The 21,977-nt window shown below is 72.3% G+C and carries 17 protein-coding genes and 1 pseudogene; 10 read left to right on the top strand and 8 right to left on the bottom strand.

Annotated features, from left to right (window positions below):
• Nucleotides 1-26: 26 nt before the first annotated feature.
• Together OHB56_RS29175 and OHB56_RS29170 are read right to left on the bottom strand one after the other, a co-directional pair.
• The gene (locus OHB56_RS29175) at nucleotides 27-1,553 is read right to left on the bottom strand and encodes a sensor histidine kinase (protein ID WP_406356508.1); all 1,527 of its coding nucleotides are present in this window, start codon (nucleotides 1,551-1,553) and stop codon (nucleotides 27-29) included.
• Nucleotides 1,550-2,272 (bottom strand): response regulator transcription factor, encoded by a 723-nt coding sequence (locus tag OHB56_RS29170; RefSeq protein ID WP_326754811.1) that lies wholly within the window; start codon nucleotides 2,270-2,272, stop codon nucleotides 1,550-1,552. The genes OHB56_RS29175 and OHB56_RS29170 overlap by 4 nt, the downstream gene beginning before the upstream one ends.
• A 116-nt stretch (nucleotides 2,273-2,388) precedes the next feature.
• Between OHB56_RS29170 and OHB56_RS29165 the strand changes: the two genes are divergently transcribed.
• Nucleotides 2,389-3,072 (top strand): PepSY domain-containing protein, encoded by a 684-nt coding sequence (locus tag OHB56_RS29165; protein WP_406356505.1) that lies wholly within the window; start codon nucleotides 2,389-2,391, stop codon nucleotides 3,070-3,072.
• A gap of 129 nt (nucleotides 3,073-3,201) precedes the next feature.
• On the opposite strand, the gene meaB is transcribed toward OHB56_RS29165, so the two are convergent.
• Nucleotides 3,202-4,158, bottom strand: a complete 957-nt coding sequence (gene meaB / locus OHB56_RS29160; protein ID WP_055571060.1) for a methylmalonyl Co-A mutase-associated GTPase MeaB — start codon at nucleotides 4,156-4,158, stop codon at nucleotides 3,202-3,204.
• A 67-nt stretch (nucleotides 4,159-4,225) separates the two neighbouring features.
• On the bottom strand, nucleotides 4,226-5,458 hold the full coding sequence (locus tag OHB56_RS29155) for an acetyl-CoA C-acetyltransferase (protein WP_406356503.1): 1,233 nt from the start codon (nucleotides 5,456-5,458) through the stop codon (nucleotides 4,226-4,228).
• 147 nt (nucleotides 5,459-5,605) lie between these two features.
• Between OHB56_RS29155 and mce the strand changes: the two genes are divergently transcribed.
• From mce to OHB56_RS29120, 7 genes and pseudogenes are all read left to right on the top strand, one after another.
• Nucleotides 5,606-6,046 (top strand): methylmalonyl-CoA epimerase, encoded by a 441-nt coding sequence (gene mce / locus OHB56_RS29150; RefSeq protein ID WP_055593439.1) that lies wholly within the window; start codon nucleotides 5,606-5,608, stop codon nucleotides 6,044-6,046.
• Nucleotides 6,047-6,322: 276 nt separating this feature from the next.
• Nucleotides 6,323-10,171 (top strand): polarized growth protein Scy, encoded by a 3,849-nt coding sequence (gene scy / locus OHB56_RS29145; protein ID WP_406356501.1) that lies wholly within the window; start codon nucleotides 6,323-6,325, stop codon nucleotides 10,169-10,171.
• Between the two features lie 234 nt (nucleotides 10,172-10,405).
• A complete protein-coding gene (locus OHB56_RS29140) occupies nucleotides 10,406-11,341 on the top strand; it encodes a hypothetical protein (protein ID WP_055593441.1) in 936 nt (311 codons plus the stop codon).
• Nucleotides 11,342-11,442: 101 nt separating this feature from the next.
• Nucleotides 11,443-12,396, top strand: coding sequence for an ABC transporter ATP-binding protein (locus OHB56_RS29135; RefSeq protein ID WP_406356500.1), 954 nt, complete (start codon nucleotides 11,443-11,445; stop codon nucleotides 12,394-12,396).
• Nucleotides 12,397-12,398: 2 nt separating this feature from the next.
• Nucleotides 12,399-13,169 carry an ABC transporter permease gene (locus OHB56_RS29130; RefSeq protein WP_406356499.1) on the top strand — a complete coding sequence of 257 codons (771 nt, stop codon included), beginning with the start codon at nucleotides 12,399-12,401 and terminating at the stop codon, nucleotides 13,167-13,169.
• Nucleotides 13,170-13,358: 189 nt separating this feature from the next.
• Nucleotides 13,359-14,645 (top strand): annotated as a pseudogene (locus OHB56_RS29125) (ABC transporter ATP-binding protein); the annotation flags it as partial.
• A complete protein-coding gene (locus OHB56_RS29120) occupies nucleotides 14,645-15,538 on the top strand; it encodes an ABC transporter permease subunit (RefSeq protein WP_406356497.1) in 894 nt (297 codons plus the stop codon). The pseudogene OHB56_RS29125 and the gene OHB56_RS29120, both read left to right, overlap by 1 nt.
• Nucleotides 15,539-15,579: 41 nt before the next feature.
• Here OHB56_RS29120 and OHB56_RS29115 read toward each other — a convergent pair whose 3' ends face one another.
• A complete protein-coding gene (locus tag OHB56_RS29115; protein WP_055593446.1) occupies nucleotides 15,580-15,912 on the bottom strand; it encodes a hypothetical protein in 333 nt (110 codons plus the stop codon).
• Between the two features lie 243 nt (nucleotides 15,913-16,155).
• Here OHB56_RS29115 and OHB56_RS29110 point away from each other — a divergent pair, with 243 nt between their 5' ends.
• Complete coding sequence (locus tag OHB56_RS29110; protein WP_406356494.1) at nucleotides 16,156-17,193, top strand: LLM class flavin-dependent oxidoreductase; 1,038 nt, start codon at nucleotides 16,156-16,158, stop codon at nucleotides 17,191-17,193.
• A 92-nt stretch (nucleotides 17,194-17,285) separates the two neighbouring features.
• On the opposite strand, the gene OHB56_RS29105 is transcribed toward OHB56_RS29110, so the two are convergent.
• Nucleotides 17,286-17,678 (bottom strand): SCO5389 family protein, encoded by a 393-nt coding sequence (locus tag OHB56_RS29105; protein ID WP_042167610.1) that lies wholly within the window; start codon nucleotides 17,676-17,678, stop codon nucleotides 17,286-17,288.
• 366 nt (nucleotides 17,679-18,044) lie between these two features.
• On the opposite strand from OHB56_RS29105, the gene nucS reads away from it, so the two are divergent.
• Nucleotides 18,045-18,716 carry an endonuclease NucS gene (gene nucS / locus OHB56_RS29100; protein ID WP_055625852.1) on the top strand — a complete coding sequence of 224 codons (672 nt, stop codon included), beginning with the start codon at nucleotides 18,045-18,047 and terminating at the stop codon, nucleotides 18,714-18,716.
• A gap of 102 nt (nucleotides 18,717-18,818) precedes the next feature.
• Here the strand turns inward: nucS and OHB56_RS29095 are convergent, their stop codons facing one another.
• The gene (locus OHB56_RS29095) at nucleotides 18,819-21,368 is read right to left on the bottom strand and encodes an ATP-binding protein (RefSeq protein WP_406356492.1); all 2,550 of its coding nucleotides are present in this window, start codon (nucleotides 21,366-21,368) and stop codon (nucleotides 18,819-18,821) included.
• 282 nt (nucleotides 21,369-21,650) lie between these two features.
• Nucleotides 21,651-21,974 carry an STAS domain-containing protein gene (locus OHB56_RS29090; RefSeq protein ID WP_055625854.1) on the bottom strand — a complete coding sequence of 108 codons (324 nt, stop codon included), beginning with the start codon at nucleotides 21,972-21,974 and terminating at the stop codon, nucleotides 21,651-21,653.
• Between the last annotated feature and the right edge of the window lie 3 nt (nucleotides 21,975-21,977).

Genomic DNA, 21,977 nt, shown 5'->3' with positions numbered 1-21,977 from the left:
CCGAGGCGGCCGGCCGGTGAGAGAGCTCAGGCGAGCGGCAGGCGGAGTGCGAACAGGGCTCCGCCCGAGGGGGCCGCACCGGCCGTGAGCGTCCCCCCGTGCCGTACCGCGACGTCCCGCGCGATGGCGAGGCCCAGACCGGCCCCGCCGTCGTCGCGGCTGCGGGCGGCGTCCAGCCGGACGAACCGCTCGAAAATCCGCTCCCGGTCGGCCTCGGCCACCCCGTCGCCGTCGTCCGCGACCGCGAGCACCGCCCAGTCGCCCTCCCGCCGCACACTCACCGAGACCGTCTCGCGGGCGTGCCGGCGTCCGTTGTCGAGCAGGTTGCCGAGCACCCGGGCCAGCTGCCCCCGCGACCCGGCCACCTCCGCCGACTCCGCGTCCACGGTCACCCCCGTCCGTCCCGCCGCCTCCTCGCGGGCCAGCGCGGCCAGGTCGACCCGCGCGTCGACGGGCCGCTCCCCCGCGTCCAGCCGGGCGAGCAGCAGCAGGTCGGCGGCGAGGTGCTGGAGCCGCACGGTGTCCTCGACGGCGCCGTCCAGGTCGAGGAGTTCGGGGTGGGCGGCGGCCACCTCCAGCTGGGTGCGCAGGGAGGCGATCGGGCTGCGCAGCTCGTGCGAGGCGTCGGCGACGAACCGCCGCTGCCGCTCCACGGACGTCTCCAGGGCGGCGAGCGTCTCGTTGGTGGTGCGGGCGAGCCGCGCGATCTCGTCGTGGGTCCCCGGTTCCGGGACCCGGCGCTTGAGGTCCTCGGACGCGGTGATCGCGGCCATCTCCTCGCGGATGCCGGCGACCGGACGCAGGGCACGCCCGGTGACCACCCAGGTCATCCCGGCGACCAGCGCCGCCAGCAGCGGGAAGCCGATCAGCATCACGGTCAGCGCGGTGCGTACGGCGCTGTGCTCGGCGGCCAGCGGGGCGCCCGCGGAGACGGTGAGCAGGCCCCGGTCGTGGGTCTGCACGTCGACGGCCGCGAAGCGGTAGTCCGCCGTGTCGTCGTCCATGGTCGCGGCACCGCTGCCGAAGGTGGTCTGCCGACTGGTCTCGCCGGGGGCGAGGGACGGTTCGGACTCCTCGTCCTCCGGCGTGCTCGGACTACGGGGCGTCTCGGTGTCCTCGTCCTCGTCCTCTTCGTCTTCGTCCTCCTCGTCTTCGTCTTCGTCGTCGTCGACCTCACGGGCCGGGGCCGACGGCGAGGGGGACGCCGACGCGGAGGGCGAGGGGGAGGATGGGCGGGGCTCGACCTGGTCGGTGACCGTGCCGCTGATCCGTTGCAGGTCTTCGGAGGCTGCGACCAGGTTCCCGTCCTCGTCGACGACCTGCACGGGCCCGGACTTGCTGCCCAGCCCCGACAGCTGGTCGTACGGGGTCCGCGCGGCGAGTTCGGAGGCGACCGCCCGCGCCGTGTCCTCCGCCTGGGTACCCGCCTCGGCGGTCAGGTTGGAGCGCAGCGCCTGCAGGACCGCGGCGCCCGTGACGACGAGGGCCACCGCGACCACGAGCGTGGCGCCGAGCGTCGCCCGGGAGCGGACCGAGCCGAACAGGCGGTTCACGGCGCCGTCTCCAGCCGGTACCCGGCGCCGCGCACCGTCCGGATCAGCCCGGCGCGCAGCTTGCGGCGCAGGGCGCTGACGTAGACCTCGACGATGTTCGGGTCGCCCTCGTAGGCGAAGTCCCAGACGTGCTCCAGGATCTCCGGCTTGGACACCACCTCGCCGGCTCGCAGCACGAGCTGCTCGAGCACGGAGAACTCCTTGGCGGTGAGCGTCACCTCGTCCTCGGCCAGGAAGACCCGGCGGGCGGCGGTGTCCATTCTCAGGTCCCCGAGCACATGCACCGGCGAGGCCCCGGCGCCCTGTCCCCGGCGGCGCAGCAGCGCCTTGACCCGGGCGACGAGGACGACGTAGGAGAACGGCTTGGTGAGGTAGTCGTCGGCGCCGGTGTCCAGGCCCTCGGCCTCGTCGTACTCGCCGTCCTTGGCGGTGAGCATCAGGATCGGCACGTCGTGTCCGGCGGCGCGCAGGGCGGCGCAGACGCGGTAGCCGTTGAGGCCGGGCAGCATGATGTCGAGGATCACGAGGTCGTACGTGCCCTCCGTGGCCCGGTGCAGGCCCTCCCGGCCGTCGTGGACGACGTCCACGACGTATCCCTCGGCGGTCAGACCCTTCGCGAGGGACAGGGCCAGCCGCTTCTCGTCCTCCACGATCAACAATCGAGAGGTGCGGCGCGAAGCGCCTCCGGCAGGGTGGTGGTGGGCGACGGGTGGGCGCATGGGCACAAGGGTCGCAGAGCGAACCTGAAGATCACTTCAGGCGGTTTCAGGTTCCTCTCAGCATTGATCGGCGAGATTGAGGACGTCGAAAACGCAGCGACTGGGGAGGAACCCACATGAAGCGCAACATCGCGATCGCCGTCGTCACCGCCGTGGCGCTGGTCGGCGGAGGTACTGCGACGGCCATCGCGGTCTCGGGGGACGACGAGCCGACGAGCACGAACCAGGTGGACACTTGGGGATCGGACGACGACGGCCGCGATGACGACCGGGACGACCGGCGCGACAACGACGGTGACGACGGCCGCGACGACCTGGACGACGACGACGTTCGGGCGCTCTCCGCGGACGTGATCGCCGCCGAGGCCGTCTTCGTCGCGCTGAAGCACCAGCCCGGCACCGCGGTCTCCGTCGAGATGGACGACGACGATGACGACGACCACCGCGGCAGGGCGGCCTGGGAGGTCGACATCCTCGGCGGCGGCGACACCTGGTACAGCGTGTGGATCGACCCGAGCAGCGGCAAGGTCCTGGGCTCGGAGCGGGATGACGATGACGACGCCGACGAGGTGCGCGCCGCGCTGAAGGGCACGTCGGTGACGGCCGAGGAGGCCGCGAAGGCGGCGGCCGCCAAGGGCACCGTGACGTCGGTGGACCTGGACGACGACGGGCCCCGCGACAAGGCGGTCTGGGAGGTCGAGACGGTCACCGCCGGCGGGGACGACCGGGAGTGGCTGGTCGGTCTGAACAGCGGCAAGGTCACCGCGGACGACGACTCGGACGACCGCGACGACCGCTGAGCGGAGATCCGGGCGGACCTCTGAACCGGCCGCGTGAACAGACGGGCGGTGCGGGCGAAAGTGCCCGCACCGCCCTTCCCGTGCGCTCCCTCCGGCCCTCGCGGACCGGTCCCGGGCCCGGGCCCCGCGTCAGCCCCGCGTCAGCCCCGCCACCAGTTCGTCCGCCGCTCGGTACGGGTCCAGTTCGCCGCCGATGATCCGTTCCGCCAGCGCGCCCAGGCGGCGGTCGCCGTGCAGGTCACCGATGCGCTCCCGCAGGGTCGTGACGGCGATCGTCTCGACCTCGCGGGCGGCGCGGGCCAGCCGGCGCTCCGCCAGGACCCCGCGCTCCTCCATCCACGCGTGGTGCTTCTCCAGGGCCTCGACGACCTCGTCGACGCCCTCCCCGCGCGAGGCGACGGTCTTGACGATCGGCGGCCGCCAGTCGCCGGGGGCGCGGGACTCGCCGAGGCTCAGCATGTGGTTCAGCTCACGGGCGGTGGCGTCCGCACCGTCGCGGTCGGCCTTGTTGACGACGTAGACGTCGCCGATCTCCAGGATTCCGGCCTTGGCCGCCTGGATCCCGTCGCCCATGCCGGGCGCGAGGAGGACCACCGACGTGTCGGCCTGGGAGGCGATCTCCACCTCCGACTGGCCGACACCGACCGTCTCCACCAGGACCACGTCGCAGCCGGCCGCGTCGAGGACGCGGATGGCCTGCGGCGCGGACCAGGCGAGGCCGCCCAGATGGCCGCGGGTCGCCATGGAGCGGATGTAGACGCCGGGGTCGGAGGCGTGCTCCGACATCCGGACCCGGTCTCCGAGCAGCGCGCCGCCGGAGAACGGCGAGGACGGGTCGACGGCCAGGACGCCGACCCGCTTGCCCTGCCTGCGGTACGCGCTCACCAGCGCCGAGGTGGACGTCGACTTGCCGACGCCCGGCGAACCCGTCAGACCGACCACGTACGCGTTGCCGGTCAGCGGTGCCAGGGCCGCCATGACCTCCCTCAGCTGCGGGGACGCCCCCTCCACCAGGGAGATCAGCCGGGCCACGGCACGCGGCGCGCCTTCCCTGGCCCGTGCCACCAGAGTGGAGACGTCCTGCATCACTGCTCCGTTCACAAGTAGGGACCTGCCGTAGGGATCTTCCCGGAACGACGGCCGGGCGGCCTGCTCAGGCTTTGGGTACCCGAACGATCAGCGCGTCACCCTGCCCGCCGCCGCCGCACAGCGCCGCCGCGCCGATACCGCCGCCGCGCCGCCTCAGCTCCAGTGCCAGGTGCAGCACCAGCCGGGCGCCGGACATCCCGATCGGGTGTCCGAGGGCGATGGCACCGCCGTTGACGTTCACCTTTTCCGTGGACACGCCGAGGTCCTTCATCGACTGCACGGCCACCGCCGCGAAGGCCTCGTTGATTTCGACGAGGTCCAGGTCGGACACCTCGAGGCCCTCCTTCTTGAGGGCGTGGGCGATCGCGTTGGACGGCTGCGACTGCAGGGAGTTGTCGGGTCCCGCCACATTGCCGTGGGCGCCGATCTCGGCGATCCACTCGAGGCCGAGCTCCTGCGCCTTGGCCTTGCTCATCACGACCACGGCCGCCGCACCGTCCGAGATCTGCGAGGAGGAACCGGCGGTGATCGTGCCGTCCTTGGCGAAGGCGGGACGCAGCTTGCCCAGCGACTCGGCGGTGGTGTCGGCGCGGATGCCCTCGTCCTGGCTGAAGAGGACCGGGTCGCCCTTGCGCTGCGGGATCTCGACGGGGGTGATCTCCGCCTCGAAGATGCCGTTCTTCTGCGCGGCGGCGGCCCGCTGGTGGGACAGGGCGGCGATCTCGTCCTGCTCCGGGCGGCCGATGCCCAGGCGCGTGTTGTGCTTCTCGGTGGACTCGCCCATGGCGACGTTCTCGAAGGAGTCGGTCAGACCGTCGTGCGCCATGGCGTCGATCATCTGGACCGCACCGTACTTGAAGCCCTCGCGGGACTTCGGCAGCAGGTGCGGGGCGTTGGTCATGGACTCCTGGCCGCCGGCCACGACCACGTCGAACTCGCCGGCCCGGATCAGCTGGTCGGCCAGCGCGATCGCGTCGAGGCCGGACAGGCACACCTTGTTGACGGTGAGCGCCGGGACGTTCATCGGGATGCCGGCCTTGACGGCCGCTTGACGTGCCGGGATCTGCCCCGCCCCGGCCTGGAGCACCTGCCCCATGATCACGTACTGGACCTGGTCGCCGCCGATCCCCGCACGGTCGAGGGCGGCCTTGATCGCGAAGCCCCCGAGGTCGGCTCCGGAGAAGGACTTGAGCGAGCCGAGCAACCGGCCCATCGGGGTCCGGGCACCCGCGACGATGACGGACGTCGTGCCGTTCGCCGCGGTCGATGCGGATGGTGCGGAAGATGCAGAAGTCATGAGCTGCGATCCCCTTCCGGCTGCACAGCCGAGGAGTGAACGAGGGTTTACTTCGAATGTACTGAGCTGCGGTCCGCCCCGTCATCGGGCCGTCGGTGTGATCGCGCGCACGTTGCGTAACCGTCCGGGGACCGTTCCACTGAATCCATGCTGACGCGAATCGACCACATCGGAATCGCCTGCCACGACCTCGACGCGACCGTGGAGTTCTACCGGGCCACCTACGGCTTCGAGGTGTTCCACTCCGAGGTCAACGAGGAGCAGGGCGTGCGCGAGGCCATGCTGAAGATCAACGAGACCTCGGACGGGGGCGCTTCCTACCTCCAGCTGCTGGAGCCGACCAGGGAGGACTCCACCGTCGCGAAGTGGCTCGCGAAGAACGGCGAGGGAGTCCACCACATCGCTTTCGGTACGGCGGACGTCGACGCCGAGGCCGCCGCGATCAAGGACAAGGGCGTACGCGTGCTGTACGAAGAGCCCCGTCGCGGCTCCATGGGGTCACGAATCACCTTCCTGCACCCCAAGGACTGTCATGGCGTACTGACAGAACTGGTCACTTCGGCACCCGTTGAGTCACCTGAGCACTGACCCACGTACATAAGGGCCGGTAGGGTTGGGTGCGGTCGCCGCTCGATCCAGGGCGATCATGTCCTGCCGTCAGAAAAGGTGACGACTGCATCCGTTCGGGTGAACGTCGCCGATCCTGGCAGCAGGACGTACCGGGGTCCGGGTTTCGGGGGGGGCAAGCGCGGGGGTAGCAGCGCCTACTCCTCCGCTGATCTGACACCATTCCCCGGGGGTCCCGTTCGGCGGTTGGACGGGACTCGGCCAGAGTTGCGACCAGGGGACGGATGGGACCGCGCAGTGCGGGGCTACGAGAGCCAGGAGCGAGATCCGGCGGCTGACGTCGACCACCTCTCTCGGTTCGAAGCCGAGATGAAGCGGCTGAAGACCGAGCGGGAAAAGGCGATCCAGCACGCCGACGACCTCGGCTACCAGGTCGAGGTGCTGCGCGCCAAGTTGCACGAGGCGCGGCGCACCATCATGTCCCGGCCCGCTTACGAGGGCGGCGACATCGGCTACCAGGCCGAGCAGTTGCTGCGCAACGCGCAGATGCAGGCCGACCAGCTCCGCGCGGACGCGGAGCGCGAGCTGAGCCAGGTGCGGGCGCAGACCCAGCGGATCCTCCAGGAGCACGCCGAGCAGGCGGCCCGGCTCCAGTCGGAGCTGCACCAGGAGGCGGTGACCCGGCGCCAGCAGCTCGACCAGGAGCTGGCGGAGCGCAGGCAGACCGTCGAGTCGCACGTCAACGAGAACGTGGCGTGGGCCGAGCAGGTGCGGGCCCGTTCCGAGCAGCAGGCCCGCCGGCTGCTCGACGAGTCCCGCGCGGAGGCCGAGCAGGCGCTGTCCGCCGCCCGCGCGGAGGCCGAGCGGGTGACCGCCGAGGCCCGTCACCGGCTGCGGAGCGAGGCCGAGACGGCCCGCACGGAGGCCGACCAGACGCTGCGCCGGGCCCGCGCGGACGCCGAGCGGCTGCTGGCCGCCGCCGCCACGCAGGCGCAGGAGGCCACCGACCACGCCGAGCAGGTGCGGTCGTCGACGGCCAGCGAGTCGGAGTCCACCCGCCGCGAGGCCCAGGAGCTCACCAAGGCCGCCGAGCAGCGCATGTCTGCCGCCGAGGAGGCGCTGCGCGAAGCCCGCGCCGAGGCGGACAAGGTGCTCGCCGAGGCGAAGGAGGCCGCGTCGAAGGCGCTCACCTCCGCCGAGTCCGCCAATGAGACCCGTACGCGCACGGCCAAGGAGCAGGTCGCCCGGCTGGTCAGCGAGGCCACCAAGGAGGCCGAGACCACCAAGGCGGACGCCGAACAGGTCGTCGCGGACGCCCGCGCGGAGGCGGAGAAGATCGTCGCGGAAGCCGCCGAGAAGGCCCGCACGATCACCGCCGAGGAGAGCGCCACCCAGCTGTCGAAGGCGGCCCGGACCGCCGAGGACGTGCTCAACAAGGCGTCGGAGGAAGCCAAGCGGACCACCAGGGAAGCGGCCGAGGAGGCCGAGCGGATCCGCCGCGAGGCCGAGGCGGAGGCGGACCGGCTGCGCGCCGAGGCGCACGACATCGCCACGCAGCTCAAGGGCGCGGCGAAGGACGACACCAAGGAGTACCGCGCCAAGACGGTCGAGCTCCAGGAGGAGGCCCGCCGGCTGCGCGGCGAGGCCGAACACCTGCGGGCCGACGCGGTCGCCGAGGGCGAGAAGATCCGCGCGGAGGCCCGTAAGCAGGCCGTGTCGCAGATCGAGGAGGCCGCCCGGTCCGCCGAGGAGCTGCTGGCGAAGGCGAAGGCGGACGCGGACGAGCTGCGTTCCACCGCGCAGACGGACAGCGAGAAGGTCCGCACCGAGGCCATCGAGCGCGCCACGACGCTGCGCCGGCAGGCCGAGGAGACGCTGGAGCGCACGCGCAAGGAGACGGAGCGCCACCGCGCGGAGGCCACCGAGCAGGCCGACGCGGTCAAGGAGGAGGCCGAGCGGGCCGCGCGCGAGGTCCACGAGGAGACCGAGCGGGCCGTCGCCGCGCGCCGCGCGGAGGCCGCCGAGGAGCTGACCCGGCTGCACACGGAGGCCGAGGAGCGGCTCGCCTCGGCCGAGCAGGCGCTGAGCGACGCCCGCGAGGAGGCGGGCCGTATCCGCCGGGAGGCCGCGGACGAGGCCGAGCGGCTGCGCACCGAGGCCGCGGAGCGGGGCCGAACGCTGCGGCAGCAGGCGGAGGCGGAGGCCGAGCGGCTGCGCGACGAGGCCGCGGCGGACGCGGCGGCGTCCCGCGCGGAGGGCGAGTCCGTGGCCGTACAGCTGCGGTCGGAGGCCTCGGCGGAGGCGGAGCGGCTGAAGTCGGAGGCGCAGGAGAGCGCCGACCGGATCCGGGCCGAGGCACGGGCCGCCGCCGAGCGGCTCGGCGCGGAGGCGCAGGAGACGCTGGCGGGCGCGCAGGAGGAGGCCGCCCGGCGCCGGCGCGAGGCCGAGGAGTTGCTGGGCGCGGCCCGCACGGAGGCCGACCAGGAGCGCGAGCGGGCCCGGGAGCAGAGCGAGGAGCTGCTGGCCTCGGCCCGCAAGCGGGTGGAGGAGGCGCAGGCCGAGGCCGTACGGCTGGTCGAGGAGGCCGACCGGCGTGCCACGGAGATGGTGTCGGCGGCCGAGCAGAACGCCCAGCAGGTGCGGGACTCGGTCGCGGGACTGCAGGAGCAGGCGCAGGAGGAGATCTCCGGGCTGCGTCAGGCCGCCGAGCACGCGGCGGACCGCATGCGCCGCGAGGCGGAGGAGGAGTCGGACCGGGTCCGCTCCGACGCCTACGCGGAGCGGGAGCGGGCCGGCGAGGACGCCGGCCGGATGCGGCGCGAGGCGCGGGAGGAGACGGAGGCCGCCAAGGCGCTCGCCGAGCGCACGGTGTCCGAGGCGATCACCGAGGCGGAGCGGGTCCGTTCGGAGGTCTCCGAGCAGACCCTGCGGATGCGCACGGAGGCGTCGGACGCGGTCGCCGAGGCCGAGCGGAACGCGTCGCGCACCCGGGCCGAGGCCCGGGAGGACGCCAACCGGATCCGTTCGGACGCGGCGACCCAGGTGGACACCCTCATCACGGAGGCGCGCGGCGAGGCGGAGCGGCTCACCGCGGAGACGATCGCGGAGACCGACCGGCTGCGTACGGAGTCGGTGGCCAAGGCCGAGAAGCTGATCTCGGACGCCTCCGGCGACGCGGAGCGGCTGCGGGCCGAGGCGGCCCAGACGGTCGGCTCGGCGCAGCAGCACGCGGAGCGGGTCCGCACCGAGTCCGCGCGGGTCGAGGCCGACGCGGAGCGGGAGGCGGAGCGGCTGGTGACGTCCGCGCGCGAGGAGGCCGAGCGCACCCTCGACGAGGCCCGCAAGGACGCCAACAAGCGGCGTTCGGAGGCGGCCGAGCAGGTCGACACGCTCATCACGGAGACCGCCGCCGAGGCGGACAAGCTGCTCACCGAGGCGCAGCAGCAGGCGCAGAAGACCACCGCGGACGCGGAGGCCCAGGCCGACTCGATGGTCGGCGCGGCCCGCACGGAGGCCGACCGGCTCGTCGCCGAGGCGACGATCGAGGGCAACTCCCGGGTGGAGAAGTCCCGTACGGACGCGGACGAGCTGCTGGTCGGGGCCCGTCGGGACGCGACCCGGATCAGGGAGCGTGCCGAGGAGCTGCGGGACCGGATCACCGGTGAGATCGAGGAGCTGCACGAGCGGGCCCGTCGTGAGGCGGCCGAGACCATGAAGTCCACCGGCGACCGCTGCGACGCGCTGATCAAGGCGTCCGAGGAGCAGCTGGCCAAGGCGCAGGCGAAGGCCAAGGAGATCGTGTCCGAGGCCAACTCCGAGGCGGGCAAGGTGCGTATCGCCGCGGTGAAGAAGGCCGAGGGTCTCCTGAAGGAGGCCGAGCAGAAGAAGGCCACGCTGGTCAGGGAGGCCGAGGAGCTGAAGGCCGAGGCGATCCGCGAGGCGCGGGCCACGGTCGAGGAGGGCAAGCGCGAGTTGGAGGTCCTGGTGCGGCGGCGCGAGGACATCAACGCCGAGATCTCGCGCGTGCAGGACGTCCTGGAGGCGCTGGAGTCGTTCGAGGCGCCGGGCGGCGGCAAGGACCACGGGGTGAAGGCGGCCGCGACGGCCGGAACGCCCGGCCAGCGGAACAAGTCTTCGGACAGTTAGGACCTTGGGAGCGAACCGGGCAAAAATCTTCGATGGTGTGAGAAACCCCCTGTCGGCAGGTGAAATCCCTTGCTGGTCAGGGGGTTTGGGCATGCACTTGGCAAGCACTCCGGGGGCCGGCCACTCAAAAGGGGTGTCATTCTCCGTATCAAACGTGCATCCGCTCGATGACACAGCGCTTCGGCCCCTAGGATTCCCCCTATCACCTCACCGGTCTCATTCGACAGGAACCCCATGAGCGACACTTCCCCCTACGGCTTCGAGCTTGTGCGGCGTGGATACGACCGCGCTCAGGTGGACGAACGAATCTCCAAGCTCGTCTCCGACCGTGACAGCGCTCTCGCCCGCATCACCGCTCTGGAAAAGCGCATCGAAGAGCTCCACCTCGAGACGCAGAACGCCCAGGCCCAGGTCACCGACGCCGAGCCGTCGTACGCGGGTCTCGGCGCGCGCGTGGAGAAGATCCTGCGCCTGGCCGAGGAGGAGGCGAAGGACCTCCGTGAGGAGGCTCGTCGCGCGGCCGAGCAGCACCGCGAGCTCGCCGAGTCCGCCGCCCAGCAGGTGCGCAACGACGCGGAGTCGTACTCCGCCGAGCGCAAGGCCAAGGCCGAGGACGACGGCGTCCGGATCGTCGAGAAGGCGCAGAGCGAGGCCTCGCAGCTGCGGTCGGACGCGCAGAAGGACGCCCAGTCCAAGCGCGAGGAGGCGGACGCCCTCTTCGAGGAGACCCGCGCGAAGGCCGCGCAGGCCGCCGCCGACTTCGAGACGAACCTCGCCAAGCGCCGCGAGCAGTCCGAGCGCGACCTGGCGTCGCGTCAGGCCAAGGCCGAGAAGCGCCTCGCCGAGATCGAGCACCGGGCGGAGCAGCTGCGCCTGGAGGCCGAGAAGCTGCGCACGGACGCCGAGCGCCGGGCCCGCCAGACGGTGGAGACCGCTCAGCGCCAGGCCGAGGACATCGTGGCCGACGCCAACGCCAAGGCCGACCGGATCCGTTCGGAATCCGAGCGGGAGCTGGCCGCGCTGACCAACCGCCGCGACTCCATCAACGCCCAGCTGACCAACGTCCGCGAGATGCTGGCGACGCTCACGGGCGCCGCGGTGGCCGCGGCCGGTTCGCCGGCCGAGGAGGAGAGCACGTCCCGCGGGGTTCCGGCCCAGCAGACCCGGTAGCCGGCGGTTCCGGTTACTGGCCGGAATACGGTGGCTGAACATCGGCGAAGCCCTCTGTCACTGAGGTGGCAGGGGGCTTTGTCCCGTTCTAGCGTGGCGGCATGATCGAGCTCGAGGGGCTGACCAAGCGGTACGGCGAGAAGGTGGCGGTCAACCATCTGACGTTCACCGTCAGACCGGGCATCGTCACGGGCTTCCTCGGTCCCAACGGCGCGGGCAAGTCCACCACCATGCGGATGATGCTGGGCCTGGACCGGCCCACCGCGGGTGACGTCCGGATCGACGGCAGGCACTACGACCGGCTCAAGGACCCGCTGAAGTACATCGGCGCCCTGCTCGACGCCAAGGCCGTGCACGGCGGCCGCAGCGCCTTCAACCACCTGCTGTGCCTCGCCCAGAGCAACGGCATCCCCCGGCAGCGGGTGCACGAGGTACTGGACACGGTGGGGCTGTCGTCGGTGGCGGGGAAGAAGGCCAAGGGGTTCTCGCTCGGCATGGGCCAGCGGCTCGGCATCGCCGGCGCGCTGCTCGGCGACCCGCGCATCCTGATGTTCGACGAACCGGTCAACGGGCTCGACCCCGAGGGCATCCACTGGATCCGCACGCTGATGAGGACGCTGGCGGCGCAGGGCCGCACGGTCTTCGTCTCCTCCCACCTGATGAGCGAGATGGCGCTGACGGCGGACCATCTGGTCGTCATCGGGCAGGGCCGACTGCTCGCGGACACCTCCATGGCCGATTTCATCGCGCACAACTCCCGCGCGTACGTCCGGATCCGCTCCCCGCAGCGGGAGCGGCTGCTGGACGTGCTGCACGGGGCCGGCATCACGGTCGTGGAGAGCGGAGGCGCGACGCTGGAGGTGGACGGCACCGGGGCGGAACGGATCGGGGAGCTGGCGGCCCGGCACCAGCTGGTGCTGCACGAGCTGAGCCCGCAGCGGGCCTCCCTGGAGGAGGCGTTCATGCGGTTGACCGCGGAGTCGGTGGAGTACCACGCGCACTCCGACGCGCCCGCGCCCCCGCAGCAGTGGGGCGACGGCTGGAAGAAGGACTGAGCATGGCGGCGGCGCAGGTCATCCGGTCCGAGTGGACCAAGATCCGGTCGGTGGCGTCCACCGTGTGGACGCTCTCCCTGGCGGTGGTCGTCACCCTCGCGCTCGGCATGCTGATCTCGGCGCTGTCGGCGAACGAGCTCGACAGGATGGGCGCCCGTGACCGGATCGCCTTCGACCCGACGTTCGTCAGCTTCGCCGGGATGAGTCTCGGTCAGCTGGCGATGATCGTGTTCGGGGTGCTGGTGGTGTCGAACGAGTACAGCACCGGCATGATCCGCACCTCGTTGGCGGCCGTGCCGCAGCGGGGCGGTTTCCTGGCCGGCAAGATCGGGGTGGCGACCGCGCTCGCGCTCGTCGTGGGTCTGGCCACCGGCTTCGCCGCCTTCTTCCTCGGACAGGCGGTGCTCGGCGAGTACAAGGCGTCCCTCGGGGACGAGGGCGTACTGCGGGCCGTGATCGGCGGCGGTCTGTACATGACCCTGATCGCGGTGTTCTCGATGGGCGTCGCCACGATGCTGCGCTCCCCGATGCTGTCGCTGGGCATCCTGATGCCGTTCTTCTTCCTGATCTCCAACATCCTGGGCAACGTCGACGCGACGAAGAAGATCGGCCGGTTCCTGCCGGATCAGGCCGGCAGCAGGATCATGCAGGTGGTGGTGCCGCTCGACGACGACACCCCGTACGGGCCCTGGGGCGGACTCGGCATTATGGTGCTGTGGGTGGTCGCGGCGCTCGCCGGCGGCTACCTGCTGCTGAAGAAGCGCGACGCGTAGGGCCTTTCGTCCGGATCGTGCCGGAGCCCCGCGCGCCCGGCACGATCCGGACGAAAGATCCCGGGGGGACGCGGAGGAGCGGCCCGGTTTTTACCTCGCCTTGGGTGGAACCGTCAACCTCTCGATATCCTCCTAACCCTTACGGGGGTGTGCGCCCTCGTTGTCCTGAACCTCTCGATGGGGCGGAGCATGATCGAGGCAGTCGGCCTGACCAAGCGGTACGGCGACAAAACCGCTGTGTACAACCTTTCCTTCCAGGTGCGGCCCGGCGCCGTCACCGGCTTCCTGGGCCCCAACGGCTCGGGCAAGTCGACGACGATGCGGATGATCCTCGGTCTCGACAACCCCACCGCGGGCCACGTCACGATCGGCGGTTATCCCTACCGCAGGCTGCCCAACGCCGCCCGGCAGGTCGGCGCGCTGCTGGACGCCAAAGCGGTGCACGGCGGCCGGTCCGCGCGCAGCCATCTGCTGAGCCTGGCCCAGTTGTCCGGCATCCCGGCCCGCCGCGTGGACGAGGTACTGGGCGTGGTCGGGCTGCACGAGGTGGCGCGGCAGCGTTCCAAGGGCTTCTCCCTGGGCATGGGCCAGCGGCTCGGCATCGCCGCCGCGCTGCTCGGCGACCCCCAGGTGCTGCTGTTCGACGAGCCGGTCAACGGCCTCGACCCCGAGGGCATCCTCTGGGTGCGCAACCTGATGAAGTCGCTCGCCGCGGAAGGCCGTACGGTCTTCGTCTCGTCCCACCTGATGAGCGAGATGGCGCTGACCGCCGACCACCTCATCGTGATCGGGCGGGGGCAACTGCTGTCCGACATGAGCGTGAAGGACTTCATCTCCGCCAACTCCGCCGACTTCGCGCGGGTGCGCACCCCGGACACCGAGCCGCAGCAGCGCGAGAAGCTGTCCGCCGCGCTCACCGAGGCGGGCGGCAGTGTGCTGCCCGAGCAGGACGGCGCGCTGCGGGTGACGGGACTGCCGCTGCCCCGCCTGAGCGACATCGCCCACGAGGCCGGCGTACGGCTGTGGGAGCTGTCACCGCACCAGGCCTCGCTGGAGGAGGCGTACATGCGGATGACGCAGGGCGCGGTCGACTACCGCTCGACCATCGACCAGAAGGAGGGGTTCCAGGAGCCGCTCCCGCCGGGCGCGCAGCCGCCGGTACCGGTGCCGGGACAGGGCCAGATCGGCTGGTACGCCCCGCCGCCGCCCCAGCAGGGCGGTCAGCACTTCGCGGCGGCGCCGGGCGCACCGCAGGCCCCGGCGGGCCCGTACGGTGCTCCGGGCACCCCTGGAGCGGTTCCGGGCGCCCCGGTGGCCCCGGTGGCCAACCCGTACGCCCGGCCCGTACCGCAGCCCGGCCAGGGCGCCGCTGTGGCCGCTCCCCCGTCGGCCGCCCCGGCCGCCGCTCCGGCCGCGTCGCCGGCCGCTCCCGCCGGCCCGGCCGGCTCCGACGTGACCAAGCCCGAGGACGCCCGATGAGCACGCCCCAGCCCCCGACACAGCCGGCCGCGCCCGCGTGGGAGGCGGCGGCGCCCCGTGCCGCACACCCCGCCTCCGGCTCGGCGTACCCCGGTTACACCTCGCCGATCCCGGTGGTGCGCACCCACTTCGGGCATGCGCTCGCCTCCGAGTGGACGAAGATCAAGTCGGTGCGCTCCACGATGTGGACGCTGGGTGTGTTCGTGCTCCTCGTCGTCGGCATCGGTCTGCTGACCGGTGTGGTGGTGTCGAGCACCGACCCGGACCTCGGCGGTGAGAACGCGCTGTCCATGGGCTTCTTCGGCCTGCTCCTGGGCAGCATGTGCATCATCACGCTGGGAGTGCTGACCACGGCCTCGGAGTACGGCACCGGCATGATCCGCACGACCATGGTCGCCTGCCCCTCGCGCGGGCGGGTGCTCCTGGCGAAGGCCCTGGTGTTCTTCCTGGTCGCGTTCGTGGTGACGCTGCTGTCCGCCACGGTCGTCGCGTTCCTGCACGTGGCGATGCTGGAGGGCAGCAACGCGGGGGAACCCACCGGGGGCGAGTGGCTGAAGGCCACCGTCGGCATCTCGCTCTACCTCGCGCTGCTCGGCACGCTCTCGCTGGCCGTCGGCTCCATCGTCCGGCACTCGGCGGGCGCCATCACCCTCATGATCGGCGCCGTGCTCGCCCCGCTGGTGATCGCGATGTTCATGTTCGCCTCCTCGCTGGAGGACGTGCGCATCGCGCTGTTCGAGTACTCCATCCCGAACCAGCTGAGCATCTTCTACTCCAACTCCCTGGGCACGTCCGGCCCGTCCGGCTGGGACCCGCTGTGGATCATGATCGGGCTCACGGCCGTGGCGCTCGGCGGCGCCTTCGCGCTGCTCGGCAAGCGGGACGTGTAGGACCGGCCCCGGGGACCCGGGCCGCGAGGGCCCGGCGGCCCTCAGAACCTCGGCGCGTTACGGGACCGCTGCACCCGCGTGGTGCGGCGGTCCTTGGCGTTCCAGCAGGCCTTGTGCCAGTGCCGGCGGTCGTCGACCCCCGCGTGCTCCGGCCAGGCCACCACGTGCGGCACCCCGTCCGGAATCAACTGGTCGCAGCCGGGGCAGCGGTACGCCTTGCCCTGGGCGCTGGCCCCCGCCACGTGCCGTACGTTCCACTCCTCGTCGTGCCAGCTCTCCGTGGACTGCCAGCCGCCGTAGCGCCCGGACCGGTCGTCCTCGGCGCTTTGGCCGGAGAAACCGGCTCCCTTGGCTCGGTTGCGACGCGGGGACACAGGACACCTCACGGGGCTATACAGGATGCAGGGACCGCATCCAGCCTACGCGGGGCGAAGCCGGGTAGGCGTACGGAACCAATCATCACAAGCGTCCCTTCACGGCAGCGCAATACCGGCTCCGGAACCGCCCATTCTGCAGACAATCCGCAAATTCCCCCTCCTCGCCGTGTCCTCGGCACGTGTCAGACGGTTATGCCCTGCGGGGGAGCTCCGTGTCGGAGCCAAGGAAGCAGGAAAGCAATGCACGTGGGAAGTTTCGTGTTGGGCGCCCGGTTCCCCGGGCAGGGCGAAGGAGAGGCACTGCACCGGGCGGTCCGCTGCGCCGAACTGGCGGAGGAGGCGGGCCTGGACGCGGTCTGGCTGGGCGAGCACCACTTCGTGCCGTACGGCACCTGCCCCTCGGCGATCACCCTGGCGGCGTTCATGCTCGGCCGCACCCGCCGCATCCGGGTCGGCACGGCGGTGAGCGTGCTGCCCACCGCCCACCCGGTGGCGCTCGGTGAACAGGCCGCGCTGCTGCACGTCACCAGCGGTGGACGGTTCTCGCTGGGCATCGGGCGCGGCGGGCCGTGGGTCGACCTGGAGGTGTTCGGAGCCGGCCTGAAGGCGTACGAGCAGGACTTCCCGGAATCGCTCGATCTGCTGCTGCGCTGGCTGCGCGAGCCGTCCGTCGCGGCCGACGGGGAGCGGTACCGCTTCCGTGAAGTGCCCGTCGTCCCGCGCCCGTCGGAGGCTCTCATCGAAGCCCCGGGCCCCGAGGTCGTGGTTGCCTGCACCTCTCCGGCGAGCGTGCGGCTCGCCGCCGAACGCGGGCTGCCGATGCTGCTCGGCATGCACGTCGGGGACGAGGAGAAGGCCGAGATGGTCTCCCTGTGGCAGCGTCACGCACGCGCGTGCGGGCGGCCGGCGCCGGAGATCCACCGCGCGTCCCATGTGTCGGCCGGGGTCTGCCAGATCGCCGACCGGCGCACCGACGCGGCGGAGGCGCTGCTGAAGGCGATGCCGGGCTGGCTGCGGCAGGGGCTCGGGGCCCATGTCACGGTGGACGGCCGGGAGCGGCGGATGCGTGACCCGCTGGCCTACACCGAACTGCTCTGCGGGCTGCACCCGGTGGGCCCCCCGCGGCTGTGCGCGGACCGGCTCGCCGCGACCAGCGAGCGGACCGGCATCTCCCGGTTCGCGCTGCTCGTCGAGGGTTCCGGCGACCTCGCGGCGACCGAGGAGAACGTACGGCGGCTCGGATCCGAGGTGATCCCCCAGCTCGCCGACAGGCCCTGAACGAGTCGGGGGTCCGGTGATGGCTTGCCGCCCCGGTGCGAAGAAAGACCGCACCTCCCGCGTACGGGACGGCAAGCGACCGACGTGGTGCGTCAGCAGTCGCGCAGTTCCGGCGACTGGTTCAGCAGCTGTCCCCGGACCGAGGTGAACTTGGCCAGCCTCTCGTCGACCGAGGAGTCCAGCGGGAACACGGCCACCCGGTGGCAGTTCTGGAAGGCCAGCCGGACACCGAAGTGCCGCTGCAGCGCTCCGCGGATCGCGTCACTCGCGAGCGCACGCAGCAGCTGACCGCGTGCCTGCTCGTCCGGCGGGGGCGTCTGGTTGTCGGCGAACTCTCCACCGTCGACCTTCAGCTGAGCCACCAGGGAACTGATCATCTCCCACGCGTAGGGCAGGGAGGTCCGGACGCAGTCGACGAAGTCAGCTTCGTCGACCTCGCCTCGCTCGGCCTGTTCGAGTAGGGCCGGTGAGACGTCGAGCGACATGGGTTCTCCTCTCGCACCCCCGCGGTGCGGGGGTTGCCTGACAGATACGGGAGCTCGCAATTTACGACACGCTGCGTACACACCTTGCGACCTCCCGTTCAATACCGTAAGCAACGGACCGTGACCGCACCAGGCGAATCCCCGGATGTGGGACTTCCTTTAGGCAGGTAATCGGCCATCGCCGAACACGCGTTTTCCAGGAGATACAGGACGCGCCGCGAGGGTCCTGAGGGGCTCCTGTGAGTCGGCCGCGAGGGCTGTGCGGCTGCTGCGCGGGGCCTGCCGCGGTGCTGCGCGCGTGCGCCGGCGGAGTGCCCGTGAGGGCGAATCGCATCGACCCCGGCCCGTCGAGTAGCGTTGCCGACCATGCGTCTCGTCATTGCCCGCTGCTCCGTGGACTACGCCGGGCGGCTCACCGCGCACCTGCCCTCGGCACCCCGTCTGATCCTGGTCAAGGCGGACGGCAGCGTGTCGATCCATGCCGACGACCGGGCCTACAAGCCCTTGAACTGGATGTCGCCGCCCTGTGCGCTCAAGGAGGGCACCGGCGACGAGGAGGGGGTCTGGACCGTCGTCAACAAGGCGGGCGAGAAACTCATCATCACGATGGAGGAGATCCTCCACGACTCCTCGCACGAACTGGGGGTCGATCCCGGCCTGATCAAGGACGGCGTGGAAGCGCACCTCCAGGAACTGCTGGCGGACCGCATCGAAACGCTCGGCGAGGGCTACACCCTCATCCGCCGCGAGTACATGACCGCCATCGGCCCCGTCGACATCCTCTGCCGCGACGCCGAGGGGCGGACCGTCGCGGTGGAGATCAAGCGGCGTGGTGAGATCGACGGAGTCGAGCAGCTCACGCGCTATCTGGAGCTGCTGAACCGCGATCCGCATCTCGCCCCGGTGCGTGGTGTGTTCGCCGCCCAGGAGATCAAGCCGCAGGCCCGGGTGCTCGCCACCGACCGGGGCATCGGCTGCCAGGTCCTCGACTACGACGCGATGCGGGGCATCGAGGACGACAAGCTGCGCCTGTTCTGACCGTCACCGCGGTGGCCGGCGTCACGGCGCCGACGCCACGGCATGCGCGAAGGGCCGGATTCCTCTCGGGAGTCCGGCCCTTCCGTGCGGAGCACACGTCCGTCAGATCACCGTCGTCCCGGAGCCGCTGGGCGTGCCCTCGTCGCCGCTCTGCGGGACGCTCGCCGAACTGCTCGCCTGCGACTCCGTCTCCGCCGGGGTGGACGGGGCGGGACCGCTGGCGGAGTTGGACGTCTCCGGCGGCGGGGGCTCCTCGTCCGTCGGCTCGACCGTCGGCTCGGTCGTCGGGTCGGTCGGCTCCTCGGTGGGCTCCGTCGGGTCGTCCGTGGGCTCGGCCGGCTTGCTGGAGGTCGGCGGCTTGGAGGACGAGGCCGGCGGATCGGTGGGCTTCGTCGGCTCGGTACCGGTCGTCGGGTCGTCCGGTTCCTTCGTGCCGCTCGGGTCGTCCGAGGCCTCGCCCGACTCGGTGGCCGTCGGCGTCGGGTCGTCCGAGGTGCCGAGGGTGCCGTCCGGGCCGGGGTCGGTCGGCCGGCTGGTGGCGTCCCCGGTGTCGCCGTTCTCGTCGGCCCGCGGGTCGGCGCCCAGGCTGCCGTCGTCGACGCCCTGGCTCGCGGACGGGTTGACGCCGACGTCCCCCGACGGGGTGCCCGCGTCGTTCTCCGAGGTGGCGCCCAGGGTGACCACCGTGCCCAGCACGGCGACGAGCAGCGCGCCCGCGCCGGCCGCCACGAGGTTGCGCCGGGCCAGGCCCTTCAGTCCGGTGCCCGCCTTGTGCGCGGGCACGGGCCGGGGCACGGGCTCGGTGCGGTGGACGAGCAGCCCGACATCGGCGGGCGGCTGGAGCTCCGGGAAGGCCGTCGGCACCCCGCGGGGCGGCGACACCGACTCCTCGTAATGGGCGTCGGGGACCTCCTCCCCCACGGTGGGCAGCAGCGCCATCGGGATACCCGAGAGGTCGGCCACCAGGGCCAGCGCGCGGCGTCCGGCGACGGTGCCGCGCTTGTCGGCGAGGACCCCGCGCAGGCCGATGGAGGCCTCCAGCTCGGCGCGGGCACGGTCGAGGTCACCGGTGCACAGGGCGTGGATGCCGAGCTCGTGGTGGAAGTAGGCCTCCTCCGCCACGTCCCCGGCGTGCCGGGCGGCCTCGGCGCCGGCCCGCAGCGCCCGTTCCCAGGCGCTCCAGTGCAGGCCTGCGGCGAACGCGGGCGCCGCGGAGCGGGCCAGCTGCACGGCGGTGCTGGGCTCGCCCTCGCCGCCGGCCGAGGTGGGCGGGGACAGCAGGCCGAGCGCGGCGAGCACGGCGTCGGCCTCGGCGCAGACCCGCTCCGGGGTGACCGAGGGGTGCCCGGTCCACCAGGCGTAGTGCTGGGCGGCGGTACGGGCCTGTGCCTCGATGTCGTCGGTGTACCCGGCGGCCTCCAGCTGGGCCGGCACACCGGCGGCGAGCCGGTAGCGGGAGCCGGCAGCGGAGACCAGTCCGCACGCGGCCAGTTCACCGAGAGCGGCGTCGGCGTGGGTGTCGCCGACCAGCGCGGGCAGGTGTGCCTGGTGCGGGAATTCGCCGCCGAGCGCGACGGCGAACCGCAGGGTGGCCCGGGCGGAGGTGCTGAGCCGGGAGGCGAGCAGCGGGGCGGGGGCGGCCGCCTCGCCGAGCGAGGGCAGCGGGATCTCGTCGCCCTCGACGGCGCCGTCGGGCAGGTCCTCGGGCGGGGTGTCCTCGAAGACACCGAACTCGTCGACGGCGCTGGTGCCGACGCGCAGCCGGTCGCGCTGCCGCAGCAGGGCGCCGGCCTGGACGAAGCGCAGCGGCAGGCCCTCGGACTCGAACCAGAGGTCGCCGGCCCAGTTCGACTCGTCCTCGGTGAGGCGCCGGCCGGCGGCGTGCTCCAGCAGTTCCAGGCCGGCCGCACGGTCGAGGCCCTCGAGGGTGATCTCCTCGAGGCCGGAGCCGGCGGACGGGGCCGGCACGTCCGGGGTGGCGCCGAGCAGGAAGGCGCACTCGGGGGTGGCGTCCAGCAGTTCGTCGAGGGCGTCGCCGCCGAACCCGAGGTCGTCCAGGACGACGACCGCGCCGACCTCCCGTAGGCAGTCGGCCAGTTCCTTCCGGCCGGGCCGGTGCAGGGGCGCGCCGTGGACGGCGTAGAAGAGGTCGTACAGCAGGTCGTCGCTGCTGCGGCGATGGCCGTTCAGACGGACGACGCCGTCGGGGGCGAGGTCCGCGCAGTCCTCGGCGACGGTGTCGAGCAGCCGGGTGCGGCCGGAGCCCGCGGGCCCGGTGAGGAGCACGGAGCGGCCGCGGGCGAGCAGCCGGACCAGCTTCTCGCGCTCGCCTTCACGGGCCAGCAGCGGCAGCACGGGCTGCGCGGGTCCCGGCGGGACGGGCGGCTGCGCGGCGCGGTCGGCCCCGGCGCGCTCGGCCTCCGTCAGCTTCGCCGGGCGGGCGGGCCGCTCGGCGGGCGGGCAGGGCTCTATCTCGCTGCCGTCGACGGGGTTGACGGTGAGCAGGAAGTCACCGGAGACGAGCTGCACCGCGCGGGCGAGCGCGGGCGGTCCGAAGTCGGATGCGAGGGGATCCCTGGGCGGGCGCTGGCGCGGCGCGTGCCCGTCGCCGTCGCGACCGTACTCCTCGGGTCCCGGGTTGTTCGAGTCCATAGGTCCTAGCCCCCAAAAGCGTTGTGTGCCTGGGTCCTGTTCTCGGACTCCCGGCGTCGCTGCACACCGCGCTGTCGCTTCTGGTCCGGTCCCGCGCGAGGGTTGCAAGGCAGCGGGCAGCCGAACCCTAAAGCTTCGTTCAGTATCTACGACAGCTCGGGGTACCGGGCGGTCCGGGACGTCACGGTCTCGTGAGGATTGTGCGCGCGTCGCACGGTCCGCCGAGGTCGGCCCGGGTCCGCCCGTCCGTCCCGTCCCGTCCGGCGGCTCCCGTCCCGCGCCTCATACACGGGGCAGCGTGTCCACCCCGATACCTCCTTCGATCGCCAGGATCCGGTGCAGCCGGGTGGCCACCAGCAGGCGCTGCATCTGCGGCGGTACGTCGCGCAGCACCAGACGCCGGCCGCAGCGGCCGGCCCGCCGGTGGGCCCCCATGATCACGCCGAGTCCGGTGGCGTCCCAGGAGTCCAGTTCGGACAGGTCCAGCAGCAGGTCGCCGACTCCGCCGTCGACGGCCGCGTGCAGGACCGTACGGGCGTCCGCCGCGCTGCGGACGTCGAGGCGGCCCCCGACGACCAGCTCGGCGTGGTCGCCCCTGATGTGCATATG

The sequence above is a fragment of the Streptomyces sp. NBC_01635 genome (assembly GCF_045209715.1).
GTDB classification, from domain to species: domain Bacteria; phylum Actinomycetota; class Actinomycetes; order Streptomycetales; family Streptomycetaceae; genus Streptomyces; species Streptomyces hirsutus.
The sequence above is the reverse complement of the archived record's forward strand: the minus strand, read 5'-3'. Positions and strand labels throughout refer to the sequence as shown.